Source organism: Levilinea saccharolytica, assembly GCF_001306035.1.
GTDB classification, from domain to species: domain Bacteria; phylum Chloroflexota; class Anaerolineae; order Anaerolineales; family Anaerolineaceae; genus Levilinea; species Levilinea saccharolytica.
Genome location: NZ_LGCM01000031.1, coordinates 32922 through 46100, shown reverse-complemented (window position 1 = coordinate 46100; position 13179 = coordinate 32922). Strand labels below are relative to the sequence as shown.

Genomic DNA, 13179 nt, shown 5'->3' with positions numbered 1-13179 from the left:
ACTGCCATTCTGCCCGTTCTTTCGCTCTGAGTGTCATAAGCTTTTCCGAAATTCCACGCAAGTTTTTCCGAGCTGGAAGGGAGGCTCAAAGACAAGCATTGGGGGTACAATGGAAGAACATTCATACGTTTTCGCCATTATGAAAGGAGGGATGATGAAGCGAATTGGGGTTTTGACCAGCGGTGGGGATGCCCCGGGCATGAACGCAGCTATTCGAGCGGTGGTGCGCACGGCGATTGATCGGGGGGTGGAGGTTTTCGGTGTGCGGCAGGGATACCAAGGGTTGATTGACGGCCTCTTCACTCCGATGGGAGCGCGCGACGTGGGCGGGATTATTCAGCGCGGCGGCACCATTTTGGGCAGCGCCCGCAGCCTGGAGTTTAAGACACCGGAAGGTCAACGCAAAGCTTTGCGAGCCTTAAACCAGGCGGGGGTTGAGGGGCTGGTGGTGATCGGCGGGAACGGGTCGCAGACCGGCGCAAATGCTCTGCACCAACTGGGTTTTCCGGTGGTGGGCGTGGCTTCGACGATTGACAACGACCTGTTTGGCTCGGATATCACCATTGGCGTGGACACGGCTTTGAATATCGCTTTGGAAGCGATTGACCGCCTGAAGATCACCGCCAGTTCACATCAGCGGGCCTTTTTATTGGAGGTGATGGGACGTGACTGCGGCTACCTGGCGCTGATGTCGGCCATTGCCGGCGGGGCTGAGGCGGTGGTGATCCCAGAGGTGGAAACCGAGCCGGAGCATGTGGCGGATGTGATCCGCGAGGCTTACGAGAAGGGCAAAGCTCACGCAATTGTGGTGGTGGCAGAGGGGGCGAAATATAACGCGGCCAAACTGGACGCCTATTTCACCGAGCATCAGGACCGCCTGGGGTTTGCTTTGCGTACGGCGATTTTGGGCCACATTCAGCGCGGCGGCAACCCTGGGGCGTTTGACCGGATTCTGGCCAGCCGCCTGGGGGCCGGGGCGGTGGAAAGTTTGCTGGAAGGACAGTATGGGGTGCTCAACGGTTGGGTGCGCAGCGAACTGACGCGTACACCGCTGGAAACGGTGGTTGCCAGCAAGAAGCCCCTGGATTTGACCCTGTTCAAGCTGGCGCAAATCTTGGATTAGTACATTCAAATAAACAGCAGGCCGAACCTTCAAGCGTTCGGCCTGCTGCCGTTTAATCAGGGTGTTTTACACGGTTTTATGGCGAAGGAAGGCTTCGATGAAGGAGTCAATTTCTCCATCGAGGACGGCCTGGGTGTTACCCATCTCGTGTTCGGTGCGGTGATCTTTGACCAGTTGGTAAGGGTGCAGCACGTAGGAGCGAATCTGACTGCCCCATTCCGCTTTGGTGTAATCACCGCGCAGTTCTGCCAGCTCCTTTTCCTGCTCGGCATGGCGCATTTGCAGGAGGCGGGCGCGCAGAACGCGCATGGCGTTTTCACGGTTCTGCATCTGCGAGCGCTCATTTTGGCAGGAGACCACCAGACCAGTGGGCAAATGGGTGATGCGCACGGCGGTGGCGTTCTTCTGCACGTTTTGACCCCCGGCGCTGGAAGAGCGGTAGATATCAATGCGCAGCTCGTCGGGATTGATCTGGATATCGCCTTCCTCGTTGGCCTGGGGCAGAACTTCGACCATCGCAAACGAGGTGTGGCGGCGGTGGGCAGAATCAAAGGGGGAAAGCCGCACCAGGCGGTGGACGCCTTTTTCGGGGTGTAGGTAGCCGTAGGCATACTTGCCGTTGACGGCGATGGTGACGCTCTTAATGCCGACCTCTTCACCTTCGGATACGTCGAGGATTTCGGTTTCAAAGCCGCGGCGTTCACACCAGCGCAGGTACATGCGCTCTAACATGGCGGCCCAATCCTGCGAATCGTCACCGCCCGCGCCGGCGTGGATGGCCAGGAGTGCATTTCCTCTATCATAAGGGCCGGAAAGCTGGATGTTGATCTCGCGGCGGGCCAATTCGGGTTCGAGGGCTTCCAATTCTTTTTCCAGGTCAGGGCGCAGGCTTTCATCCATCAGCTCAGCCAGTTCCAGGGAATCGTGGATGCGTTTTTCCAGCGAACGCCAGCTCTGCACCTCATCGCGCAGGTCGGCCAGTTTTTTCATGAGCTTTTGACCTGCCTGGGGGTCATCCCAAAGGCTGGAATCTTCCGATTTCTTTTCTAGATCCGCCAGCTCTGCTTCTTTTACCGGTAAGTCAAAGATACTCCAAAAGGTTGGAGATGGTTTCAGCGGCAGTTTTGAGACGGTTGACTAAATCTTGCATCATATCCTCGTTAATTTCGACTCAAAATTCCATCTACAAAGGCTTCACGGTCAAAAGGTTGCAAGTCCTCGGGTTTTTCTCCCAGGCCAGCGTATAAGATGGGCAGGTTCAATTCTTTTTGAATAGCAAAGGCCATGCCGCCGCGGGCGGATGAATCCAGTTTTGATAAGATCACGCCGGTGATGTGCACGGCTTCTTTAAAGGCTCGGGCTTGCATAAGGGCATTTTGGCCGGTAGTGGCATCAAGCACCAGCCACACGGCATGGGGCGCACCGGGGAGGGCCTTGGCAGCCACGCGGTTGACTTTTTTCAGCTCTTCCATGAGGTTATAGCGGGTGTGCAGGCGGCCGGCGGTATCCACCAGCACGCGGTCTATTTTCCGCGCGACGGCAGATTGGATGCCGTCATAGGTGACGGCTCCGGGGTCTGCGCCCGGCTGCCCGGAAAGGATGGGCAGGTTGAGGCGCTGCGCCCAAACTTCCAACTGATCCACGGCGGCAGCGCGGTAAGTATCGGCGGCCACTAGAAGCACTTTTTTCCCGTCAGCCGACCATTGTTTGCCGAGTTTGGCGGCGGTGGTGGTTTTGCCGGAGCCGTTGACGCCGACCATGAGGATCACGGCGGGTTGGTGCTGGTCCAGGTCAAGGACGGGGGTGGGATCCAGCCGGTTCAACAATTCCTGGCGCAAACCTTCTTGCAGTTCGGCTGTTTTGGTTAATCCCTCTTTTTCTACCTGGGCGCGCAGGGCTTTTAGAATGGATTCGGAGGTTTCCAGACCCATATCCGCCTGAACCAGGATGGCTTCCAGCTCTTCCCAGGTGTCCGCGGTGATTTGGGTGGCGCCAAACAGGGTAGCGATGCGCCCGAAGGCTACTTTACGGGTCCGATCGAGACCCTCTTTCCATTTGCTGAAGAAATCGGCCATAGTTTGGGATTATATCATGGTTGGTTGGATGCGTCTGAGGCCTGAATGGCCAACTGCCCGCAGCCCGCCTGGATGTCGATCCCGCGGCGAATGCGGATGCTGCAGGTGATGCCGCGCTTTTCCAACTCGGCCTGAAAGGCCTGGGCGCGTTCACGGGTGGTGGCCTGCCCGGGGTACCTTTGGGTGGGGTTGAGGGGGATGACGTTGACATGGCAGAGCATGCCTTTGAGCAGACCCGCCAAACGGATGGCAGTTTCCGGTGAGTCGTTCACGTCTCGGATGAGGGCCCATTCAAAGGTGATGCGGCGGCGGGTTTTGTTGATGTAGTAGCGGCAGGCTTCCAACAGCTTGGCGATGGGGTACTGTTTGTTGATGGGCATCATGGAAGAACGCTGGGCGTCATCCACGGCGTGCAGGCTGATGGCCAGGTTGATCTGGCGGTTTTCATCGGCAAAGCGGCGGATGAGGGGCACCAGGCCGACGGTGGAGATGGTGACGCGGCGTTCGCCAAACTTGAAGCCCTCGGGGTGGTTCAGCCGATCTACGGCGTGGAGGACGGCATTGTAATTGTGAAAAGGCTCGCCCATGCCCATGATGACCACATTGGTGACGTGGTCGTTTTCGGCCTGGAGGATGCGGGCATAATGCAGCACCTGGGCCACAATCTCGCCGCTGGTAAGGTGGCGTTTAAAACCCATTTGGCCGGTGGCGCAGAAGACGCAGCCCATGGCACAGCCCGCCTGAGAGCTGATACACAGGGTGCGGCGTTCGGAATAGCGCATCAGCACGGCTTCAATAGCGCGCCCATCCCACAAGGTGAAGAGGGTCTTGACGGTTTCGCCGTCGTTGGAGGACAGCACCTGCGCGGGCTGGAGGGCGCTGAAGCGAAAGCCGGTGAACAATTTCTCGCGCAGGCTGGCGGGGATGTTGGTGAACTGCTCAGGGGAGTCCCACAGGTGCTGGTAGAGGCCTTGCCAGATTTGGCGGGCGCGAAAAGCCGGCTCCCCCCAGGACTTCAAGAGGTCTTGAAGTTCAGGAAGGTCCAGATCATAAATAAGGGGGAGCGGATCGGTCATTTTGGGGGTTCCTTAGGCGGATAACAAATGGATCAGATCTTCGGCGACCAGATCGGGCTGGTAATCGTAGGTTTGCAGGATCTGGCGTGAGGTGACGCCGGAAAGCACCAGGGCGGTGCGGCAGCCGGCGCGAATGCCGCCGAGGATGTCGGTCTCCATGCGGTCGCCGATGGAGACGGTTTGCTGGGGGGAAACCCCCAGGCGCTGCATGGCCATTTGGTAGAGGGTGGGGCTGGGCTTGCCCGCGATGACGGCGGTTTGCTCGCTGGCAGTCTGGATAGCAGCTAGGATGGAACCCGCGCCGGGGCCCAGGCCGTTGGGGGTGGGGAAGGTGGTGTCGGGGTTGGTGCCCATGAAGAAGGCCCCCTGGCGGATGAGACGGGTGGCGCGGGCCAATTTTTCAAAGGAGAAGGTGCGGTCCAGGCCCGAAATCACGGCGAGGACGTTGTCTTCGGCGTGATAAAACCCGGCCTGTTCCAGGGCCTGATGCAAGCTGTCAGCGCCCATGATGTAAACCGGCCCGCCCTGAGGGAAGCGCTGCTGGAGAACGTGGGCGGCGGCCATAGAGGAGGTGACAATTTGTTCCTCATCCACCTGTGCGCCCATGGACGCAATTTTTTCCTGATACTCTTTGACGGTGCGTGAGGAGTTGTTGGTGGCCAGAACCACGCGAATGCCCAGGGCATCAAAGCGCTCGAAAGCTTCTTTGAGGTTGATGAGCGGCTGTTTGTCTTTCCATAAGACGCCGTCCATGTCTAAAATTGCGGCCTGGACGGCGGGAGTCAGAGAGGCAAGCATACGAAGTCACTCCGTGAAACACACAGGCCGGACAGCCGCCAGGGGGGCCATCCGGCCTACAATAGGTTTTTAGAACTGATCAGCGTTCCGGCGGCTGCAAGACGCTGTCAATCAGGCCGTATTCCACCGCCTGCTGGGCCGAGAGGTAGTAATCGCGCTCGGTGTCTTTTTCGATGACATCCAGCGGCTTTTCGGTGTGGCGGGCCATGATTTCCAACAGGCGGGCCTTCAGGCGTAGGATCTCGCGCGCCTGGATTTCGATATCGGAGGCCTGGCCCTGCGCACCGCCCAGGGGCTGGTGCATGTGGATGGTGGCGTTGGGCAGCGAATGACGCATGCCCTTGGTGCCAGCCGTCAGCAGCACGGTGCCAAACGAGGCGGTGACGCCCACCGCGAAGGTGCGGATGGGGTTGGAGATGAACTGCATGGTGTCGTAGATGGCCAGACCGGCGTAGATTTGACCGCCGGGGGAGTTGATGTACATCTGGATTTCGCGCTCAGGATCCTCGCGGTTGAGGAAGAGGAGCTGGGCGACCACCAGATTGGCGACCTGGTCATCAATGCCCGTGCCGAGGAAGATGATGCGTTCCTTGAGGAGCAGCGAGTAGATATCATACGCGCGCTCACCCCGGCCGGAGGATTCAATGACCATCGGGATGACGGACTTAAAGTCAGGAATGGACGACATAGTTACCTCAGACACTTTGACAAACGTTAAGCTTCGGTTGTCCCGGCTTCAGGAGTCTCACCGCCTTCGGTGCCGGGGGCCAGTTCGGCTGCTTTGGCTTCGACTTCGGCAGCGGCAACTTCTTCCGCTTCAGCCTGCCCGGAGGCAATGCGCTTCAGTCGATCCATGAGCCGTTCATTGAATAAGCGGTTGGCGGTGTCAAACGCCAGGGCGTTGAGCAGATCTGCCTGGGCCGCTTTGGAGCGGTATTTCTTATCCTGCGCGATGGACTGGGAAAGTTCACCCAGACGCTGGTTGACGGCCTCGGAAAGCTCGCCCTTGTCCAGCTGAATATTCTCAGCCTGGGCAATTTTTTCCAAAACCAGCGAGCGCGACAGGCGTTTCTTGGCCGAGGGGACGACTTCCTGTTCGATGAAGGCGGCGCGGTCCAGCTGGCGGACTTTCAGATAGGTGTCCAGATCCAGCTTGCGTTCGGCCAGGTCCTCTTGCAGGTGCTTGAGGATGTGTTCCTGCTCTTCTTCCAGCATGTGCGGGGGGTATTGAATGGTGGATTGGGCGATGATTTCATCAATCAGCTCATCCACATACTGCTGGTCATATTCAGAATTCTGGCGGGCTTCCAGTGAGGTGCGCACGGTATCGCGCAGGGCCTGGAAGTTTTCGAAATCGCCCACCGATTTGGCAAATTCATCATCCATCTCGGGGTACTGCATGACCTTTACCGCTGTAACTTTGACCGTGAAACGAGCGGATTTTCCGGCCAGGCGGGTGAAGGGGGTGTCTTCGGGATAGGTGAATTCGATATCCTTGACGTCACCTTCGGAAAGGCCGATGAGTTCCTTGGAGAAGCCAGGATACGGCCAGGAGTCGTTGTCCTGATCGCCGATGAGGAACTGGGCGGGGCGCTCATCAATGATGGTTTCGGATTCACCCTCGGCGGGTTGGGTGAGAACGCCGGAAAGATCGACGTACACCAGGTCGCCCTCTTGGGCTGGGCGGTCGCCCGCAGGCTCAGCAGTGGCCATGTCGTTGCGCAGGCCGTTGAGCACTTTTTCGACCTCTTCGTCGGTGACGGGTGCAGGGGCATATTCTTTGCGGATGGCGGCGTAATCACCCAGGGTCACTTCGGGGGCCAGGGGCACGATGAAGGAAAACTTGGGCGGGTCGAAGCTGCTGATTTCCTTGAGGGTTCCGGGACCGGAAGGTTCCAGATTGGCTTCGGTGAGCATCTGCGGATAGACGTCATCAATCATCAGTTCGACGGCTTCCTTCTGGATGGCCTCATCGCCGTACAAGCGGCGGACGACATCAAAGGGGGCTTTGCCGGGGCGAAATCCGGGGATGCGGGTGTCTTGGGCAATTTTGCGAGCTGCGCGGCGCATGTAGCCTTGCAGGACTTCGCTTTCCAACTCAACATCCACCTGTACCTGCTGGTTTTCGAGGGGGGTAGTTTCAATCTTCAAAGCAGCGTTCCTTCTGTCACATATATAGTTTGTCGGCACACAGTGGGGAAGAAGGGGCTCGAACCCTTACGCCCGGAGGCACATGATCCTAAGTCATGCCTGTCTGCCAGTTCCAGCACTTCCCCACGCAACTTTGGATTATAAGCGACAGGGGGGAGTACGTCAACAAGGGAAGGCAGACTCGTATAAATTATTAACAAATGAAGAGGAAAAGCCGGTTCAGGGAGCGGGAGGCAGATTGAAATAGGTGTAGGCGGTTTGGGCCATTTGGGCGATGAGCAGGTTGGCGGGGTCAAAAACCAACTGCTCCTGGCGGTAGACGTAGGCGGTGAAGACAAAATCGCCGCCAGGGGTGTAGATGACGGCGGCGTCGCTCATGGTGTGCAGCAGGCCGTCGGATTCCTCGATCCAGCCGTGTTTGTGGGCTACGCGAGTCCCGTCGGGGACACCGGCTTCGCTGAGCAGGGCGATTTTGTTGCGGGCGAGGGTGTCGAGGATGAGCTGACATTCGCTGGGGGTGACCTGCCCTTCGAACGTGGAGGTGATGCGGTTGGGGCTGCCTTCGGCACAGCGGTAAATTTCGTGGAGGAGCAGCCCGATTTCGGCGGGGGTGGTCTGGTTGTACATGTCGGGGGATACATTGATATCTGTGCGCAGGTTGGCGGGGGTTTCGTATAGCTTAAGAAGAGGCGCGCCCAGATAAAAGAAGCCGGCGATGAAGGTGTTTTGAAAGCCCATTTCGCGCAGGTCATCGGTGATGATCAGCGGTCCGGAGACAGGATCAATGGATTCCATCAGGGTGTCGGAGGGCGGGTTTTCGGAAAGGACGATCATGCGCTCCAGGAGGGTGAGGTAATCGGCGGGGGTGGGCTCGGGAATGCGGCGCAGCACCGAGAGCATAATGGGGATTTTCATGGTGCTGGCGGCGGTGAAAGCCACGCCGGGCTCAATTTCCTGCCCATTCTGCAGGGCGAAATGGATGATGCGGTCATTGGTTAAATCTTGCAGATACAGCTCCACGATGCCGTCAAAGCCGGAAACGCGCACCAATTGGCGCAGCTGGGTATCCAGATTTTCAAACAAGGGCGGGAGCGGGCCGGATTCGGCGACAGGCAGCTGAACCGGCGCGCGCGTGGGATCTGTGAGGGCGGCCTGGATCAGGGGGACGGCCTGGGGGATATCCAGGCTCCAACCGGAGCGGCCGGGGATGTAGCGCACGTCCCCCGGGTAGGGGACAGGGGCAGAGGCGGGCTGGTCGTAGCGCGGGGCAATTTCGGCGCGCAAGTAGGCTTCGATTGCCGCAGGATCGGAGGCGGCCTGTGCGGGCACCTGGCAGCTTTGCATTTTGCCGCGTCCCCACAGGCGCTGCCAGAAGGTAATCTGGCCGGTTTGCTGGCGGCAGGCGCTTACCCAGGCGTTGTAATCCGGTGAAAAACCGAGCTGGGCCGGGGAAAGCTGGATGAGAGAATCCTGATAGCGAAGCTGGAGCGGCTGGTCGTAGACTTGCCGCAGCCGGTCGGCGGCCTGGGTTTCGTCCAGACCGCCAACCGGAAGATTAGCAATGGTGGAACCGGCAGGGAAAACGAAGGTGGTTTCCTGACTGGTGACAGAGAAGAGCACCAACAGGCCGACAGCAGACAGAATCAGCGCCAGGGCCAGGATGCGCGGGATGAAAACCAACGGTCGGTTCATGGGCCGGTAGGAGTGGTGAGGTTACTTGACCACAATGCTGACGGTCACCACGCAGAAGCGCGAAGCGCCAAAGGACAGTGCCCAGTTGGCTGTGTAGCTGCCTTTTTCGGTGGGGGCGACCATATCCACGATAAAGCTGACGGTATCACCAACCTCAACTTTTTTCGGCAGGTCCAGACCATCGACGCTGGTCTGGAATTTGTGGCCTTCGTAATAGCGGAAGTCAATATCGTTGGCATCCCAGGCCTCTGTGCCGCTGTTCTTGAAGGTCCATTTGCCGTCAAAATCCTGACCGGGGGTCATTTCGGCCTTGTTGGCGGGCGAGGCAGAGACGACTGAGCATTGGAGTGCTGCGGGGGTGCTGGTGTTGGTCGGCCTGGCTGTGGCGGGGATGAAGGTGGCGGTGGGCGGCGGGGGAAGGGTGGCCGAGGGGGCCAGGGTGGCCGTGGGCTCAGGCGTGTTGGTGGGCGGGACGGCGGTAGGGGTGGCGCTGGGGTTCAAGGCCGCATCCACAGTGATTTGGGCTACAGCGGTTTCGACCGCCTGGGTCTGGATGACCGCGACCGTGGCGGCGACGACCGCCGGGTCGATGGTGGGGGTTGCTTGCGGCGCTCCAAGGCCGCAGCCGCTGAGAAGGGCGGCAACACCGACAAGGGTGAGGATGAGCTTATTCCATTGGGGTTGATTTGTTTTTGGTTTCATATTTACCTCCATAGCTCACAAGTTTACCCCTATTTTTAGGGATCAGACAAGGTGCGAAAAATGGGGCTAGGGAGCGGTTTGGTGAGCAAACTGGGTCTGGTACAAAAGGGAATAGACGCCGCCCATTCCCAAAAGCTCAGCGTGCCGGCCGCGTTCCACAATGCGGCCGCGGTCGAAGACCAGAATTTGATCGGCGGCCAGGATGGTGCTGAGGCGGTGAGCGATGACGATGCTGGTGCGGCCGGCCAGGATGTGGCGGAGGGCCTGCTGGATGAGGGCTTCGGATTCGCTGTCCAGATGACTGGTAGCTTCGTCAAGAATGAGGATGCGCGGATCTTTGAGGATGACGCGCGCCAGGGCCACGCGCTGCTTTTCGCCGCCGCTCAGACGGTAGCCGCGCTCGCCTACGATGGTATCGTAGCCGTTGGGCAGCTCGGCGATGAAATCGTGGATGTTGGCGGCGCGGGCCGCGGCTTCCATTTGCTCTTGGCTGGCGTTAGGTCGGGCGAACAGCAGGTTGGCGCGGATGGTGTCGTGGAAGAGGTAGCTTTCCTGGGTGACCATGCCAATTTGCGCCGAGAGATCATCCAGGCTGAGATCGCGCAGATCCACATCATCAAGCAGGATGCGCCCCTGCACGGGGTCGTAGAGACGGGGGATGAGGTAGGATAGGGTGGTTTTTCCGGCGCCGCTGGGGCCAACCAGAGCTACCAACTGACCGGGGAGCACATCGAAACTGATGTCTTCCAAGGCCCAATCGCGAGCCTGGCTGGTGCCGTTGGGATTGGCGGGCTTGGGCAGTTCACTGCTGCGAACACCGGAGAGGACGGCGTCCACTTCTCGCAGTTTCCCGTGCCGTTCCACCTCAGACAGGTTGATGGCGCCTTCAATGTCGTACTGAAACGCAACGTTTTCAAAGGTGAGGCGGCCGCGCAGGGCGTGAATGCGGACGGGGTTGGGCTTTTCAGCGATTTCTTGAGGCAGGTCAAGAACTTCAAAGACGCGTTCAAAACTGACCAGAGAGGTGGCCAATTCCACGGGGATGTTGGCCAGGCCGGAAAGAGCGGAATAGAGGCTGCCGAGGTAGGAGCCCAGGGCGACGATGGTGCCGATGGTGAGCGAGTCGCGGATGACCAGATAACCGCCGATGGAATAAACCAGGGCGGAGCCGACCGCGCTGACCAGGCCGACGACCATGATAAATACCGCGCCGAAGACAGCGCGCTGGATGCCGCCGTCGCGCACGCCAGCAGCCCGCTGGCTGAAGCGCGCTACTTCCTGTTGGGTACGGCCAAAGATTTTTACCAGCAGCGCGCCGCCGATGTTGAGGGTTTCACTCATCATGGCGTTCATTTCCGCGTTGAGGTCCATCTGGCGGCGGGCAATGATGCGCAGCCGGTCGCCCAGCCTTTGGGCGGAGAGGATGAAGAGGGGCAAGATCAAGATGCTGATGAGGGTCAGACGCCATTCCAGGGTGAACATGACAAAAAGGACGGCGATACCCTGGATGATGTCGGTGACCATGCCCACGATGGTGGAACTGATGGCGTTTTGCGCGCCGATGACGTCGTTGTTGAGGCGGCTCATCAGTTCGCCGACGCGGGTCTGGGTGAAAAAGCGCAGGGACATGCGCTGGAGGTGGTGGTAAAGGGCCACGCGCAGGTCGTAGATGACGCCTTCGCCGACCACGGCGTTGAAACGGCGCTGAAGGATGGAAACGCCCCCGCGAATGAGGGGAACGGCCAGCAAGGCCCCAGAAAGCCACATGAGGCGGTTCAGGTCGCGATTGGGCAGAGTTCGGTCAATCAGGTCGCGCATGATGAGCGGGGCGATCAGGGTGAGACCGCTGCTGATGAGGATCATCACCAACATTCCAGCGATATGCTTGCGATACGGCCAGGCGTAGGTGAAGACGCGGTTCAGGAGCTGGCGGGTGATTTTGGGGCGCTCGCCGCTGGCGGAAATGTAGCTGTGCCATCCACTACCGTGCATGAGGGTTTACTCCGTGAAATTCAGGGTTGAAGGACTGGGGTCAGCCGGTGGAAGAGATGGGAGGAGAGTAAAGATATCGTCCAAGAGATGAAGAAAGGTATTGGGATCCGGGCAGGTAAGCAGCGGGGTGAGGTGTTCGCGGGGCAGGGGGTAAGGAGCCAAGTAGGCTCGGGTGAACTTGCGAAAGCGCACCAGGCCGTCGGGGCTGCCGTAATAGGCCAGCATCTCGCGCAAATGCATGTGCATGGTTTCCTGCACGGCCGCCAGGGGCACCTGAGATCGGTCGAGGCGGGAGAAGATCCAGGGGTTGCCCACCGCGGCGCGGCCCACCATGACGGCGGCGCAGCCTGTGAGGGTTTTGATGCGCTCAATGTCGGCAGTGCAGGTCACATCGCCGTTGGCGATGACCGGTACGGGCACAGCCCGGACCACCTCGGCGATGGCCTGCCAATCGGCGCGCCCGGTGTACTGCTGGGCGCGAGTGCGCCCATGGACGGCGATGAGGGCGCCGCCGTTTTCGACGATGATTTGGGCGATTTGCAGATAATTGCGGGAGCTGTCATCCCAGCCCAGGCGAATCTTGGCCGTGACGGGGACGGGCAGGTTTTGGGTGAGGCTGGAGAAGATTTCCGCGATTTTTTCGGGTGTTTTGAGCAGGCCAGCGCCCGCGCCGCGCCCAGAGACGTGGCGGGCGGAGCAGCCCAGGTTAATGTCAATGAAATCTGGCTTGAGTTCGCACAGTTTGAGGGCAGCCTGCAAGATGCGATCGGGTTGGTCATCGCATAGTTGAAAACCGAAGGGGCGTTCCTCCTCGCGGTAGGCCAGCCGCCGCGGCAGATAGGGCGTGCCGTGAATGACATCCCCGGCGGTGATGAACTCGGTGTAGCTGACGGCGGAGCCCAGGCGGCGGGTGAGCAGACGAAAAGGCAGGTCGGTGATGCCGTCCATGGGGGCCAGAAGCAGATCTCCATAGACAGGGATAGGGCCGATTTGAAACGTGGGAACGAGTGTACTCATACCCTTCCATCTTATCATACCCTGGCGGTTCTCGCCGGAGGCGCGTTGGATTGCACAGAATGGTTTATAATCCTTGCCTGGAATGCACCGCAGTTTCATGGAGGTTAGGAATGAGCCGAGTGATTAAAACCGAATCGGCGGGAAAAGACCGCACCCGACTGAGCAAAGAGGTGGTGATCGCGCTGCGCGAATTGATGCGGCAGTCGCAGCCAGACGACACCAGCCGCGAACTGGCCGCGTTCATCGCGCTGGCGTTGGGGGAGATCAGCGCAACGATTGAGGCATCTGTGGCGGCTTGGGAGAAGCGGGGATATTGGGTGAAGGCTGACCGTTTCCGATTGGAATGGGAATGGACAGGCACAGTGTCTGGCAAGATGCGCAAGGCGGTGCTGGAGGAGGATTGGGGAACAGTGGCACTCACCGCGGCGCAGGTGGCGCAAAAATTCATGGCGGTTCAAGTGCCGCTGCGCCACCGGTTGGGCAAGCCCTGGGAAGGCGCCTGGGAGCGCCTGGTGGATCAGTCCTCTTAATCTTATTATTTTGGATCGTTGAG

General features: G+C 59.3%; 12 protein-coding genes and 1 tRNA gene. 2 read left to right on the top strand and 11 right to left on the bottom strand.

Annotation, left to right across the window (positions count from 1 at the left end; all coding sequences use genetic code 11):
- Positions 1–154 precede the first annotated feature (154 nt).
- On the top strand, positions 155–1123 hold the full coding sequence (gene pfkA / locus ADN01_RS08440; protein WP_062418656.1) for a 6-phosphofructokinase: 969 nt from the start codon (positions 155–157) through the stop codon (positions 1121–1123).
- Positions 1124–1189: 66 nt separating this feature from the next.
- On the opposite strand, the gene prfB is transcribed toward pfkA, so the two are convergent.
- The 11 genes from prfB to ADN01_RS08385 form a co-directional block, all read right to left on the bottom strand.
- Positions 1190–2273 (bottom strand): peptide chain release factor 2 gene (prfB, locus tag ADN01_RS08435; RefSeq protein WP_113918868.1). Its coding sequence is split into 2 segments (ribosomal slippage): positions 1190–2206 and positions 2208–2273, totalling 1083 coding nucleotides; the frame shifts between segments, so codons are not numbered across the junction.
- A 10-nt stretch (positions 2274–2283) separates the two neighbouring features.
- Positions 2284–3198, bottom strand: coding sequence for a signal recognition particle-docking protein FtsY (ftsY, locus tag ADN01_RS08430; protein ID WP_062418654.1), 915 nt, complete (start codon positions 3196–3198; stop codon positions 2284–2286).
- 14 nt (positions 3199–3212) lie between these two features.
- Positions 3213–4274 carry a 23S rRNA (adenine(2503)-C(2))-methyltransferase RlmN gene (rlmN, locus tag ADN01_RS08425; RefSeq protein WP_062418653.1) on the bottom strand — a complete coding sequence of 354 codons (1062 nt, stop codon included), beginning with the start codon at positions 4272–4274 and terminating at the stop codon, positions 3213–3215.
- Between the two features lie 12 nt (positions 4275–4286).
- On the bottom strand, positions 4287–5072 hold the full coding sequence (locus tag ADN01_RS08420) for an HAD-IIA family hydrolase (RefSeq protein ID WP_062418652.1): 786 nt from the start codon (positions 5070–5072) through the stop codon (positions 4287–4289).
- Positions 5073–5151: 79 nt separating this feature from the next.
- Positions 5152–5760: an ATP-dependent Clp protease proteolytic subunit gene (locus tag ADN01_RS08415; protein ID WP_062418651.1), complete on the bottom strand. Its 609-nt coding sequence runs from the start codon at positions 5758–5760 to the stop codon at positions 5152–5154.
- 26 nt (positions 5761–5786) lie between these two features.
- Positions 5787–7223, bottom strand: coding sequence for a trigger factor (tig, locus tag ADN01_RS08410; RefSeq protein WP_062418650.1), 1437 nt, complete (start codon positions 7221–7223; stop codon positions 5787–5789).
- Between the two features lie 43 nt (positions 7224–7266).
- Positions 7267–7348 (bottom strand) — tRNA-Leu (locus tag ADN01_RS08405).
- Between the two features lie 94 nt (positions 7349–7442).
- On the bottom strand, positions 7443–8915 hold the full coding sequence (locus ADN01_RS08400) for a serine hydrolase (RefSeq protein WP_082142820.1): 1473 nt from the start codon (positions 8913–8915) through the stop codon (positions 7443–7445).
- A gap of 21 nt (positions 8916–8936) precedes the next feature.
- The gene (locus ADN01_RS08395; protein ID WP_075071069.1) at positions 8937–9617 is read right to left on the bottom strand and encodes an NBR1-Ig-like domain-containing protein; all 681 of its coding nucleotides are present in this window, start codon (positions 9615–9617) and stop codon (positions 8937–8939) included.
- 66 nt (positions 9618–9683) lie between these two features.
- Complete coding sequence (locus tag ADN01_RS20210; RefSeq protein ID WP_062418648.1) at positions 9684–11609, bottom strand: ABC transporter ATP-binding protein; 1926 nt, start codon at positions 11607–11609, stop codon at positions 9684–9686.
- A gap of 6 nt (positions 11610–11615) precedes the next feature.
- A complete protein-coding gene (locus ADN01_RS08385) occupies positions 11616–12626 on the bottom strand; it encodes a tRNA dihydrouridine synthase (RefSeq protein WP_160318399.1) in 1011 nt (336 codons plus the stop codon).
- Between the two features lie 110 nt (positions 12627–12736).
- Between ADN01_RS08385 and ADN01_RS08380 the strand changes: the two genes are divergently transcribed.
- Complete coding sequence (locus ADN01_RS08380) at positions 12737–13156, top strand: hypothetical protein (protein WP_062418646.1); 420 nt, start codon at positions 12737–12739, stop codon at positions 13154–13156.
- The last annotated feature ends 23 nt before the right edge of the window (positions 13157–13179 follow it).

Coding starts and splice junctions, on each gene's coding strand:
- ftsY (WP_062418654.1), bottom strand. CDS start 3,198: ATGGCCGATTTCTTCAGCAAATGGAAAGAGGGTCTCGATCGGACCCGT.
- ADN01_RS08385 (WP_160318399.1), bottom strand. CDS start 12,626: ATGAGTACACTCGTTCCCACGTTTCAAATCGGCCCTATCCCTGTCTAT.
- pfkA (WP_062418656.1), top strand. CDS start 155: ATGAAGCGAATTGGGGTTTTGACCAGCGGTGGGGATGCCCCGGGCATG.
- ADN01_RS08420 (WP_062418652.1), bottom strand. CDS start 5,072: ATGCTTGCCTCTCTGACTCCCGCCGTCCAGGCCGCAATTTTAGACATG.
- ADN01_RS08395 (WP_075071069.1), bottom strand. CDS start 9,617: ATGAAACCAAAAACAAATCAACCCCAATGGAATAAGCTCATCCTCACC.
- ADN01_RS20210 (WP_062418648.1), bottom strand. CDS start 11,609: ATGCACGGTAGTGGATGGCACAGCTACATTTCCGCCAGCGGCGAGCGC.
- ADN01_RS08415 (WP_062418651.1), bottom strand. CDS start 5,760: ATGTCGTCCATTCCTGACTTTAAGTCCGTCATCCCGATGGTCATTGAA.
- ADN01_RS08380 (WP_062418646.1), top strand. CDS start 12,737: ATGAGCCGAGTGATTAAAACCGAATCGGCGGGAAAAGACCGCACCCGA.
- ADN01_RS08400 (WP_082142820.1), bottom strand. CDS start 8,915: ATGAACCGACCGTTGGTTTTCATCCCGCGCATCCTGGCCCTGGCGCTG.
- rlmN (WP_062418653.1), bottom strand. CDS start 4,274: ATGACCGATCCGCTCCCCCTTATTTATGATCTGGACCTTCCTGAACTT.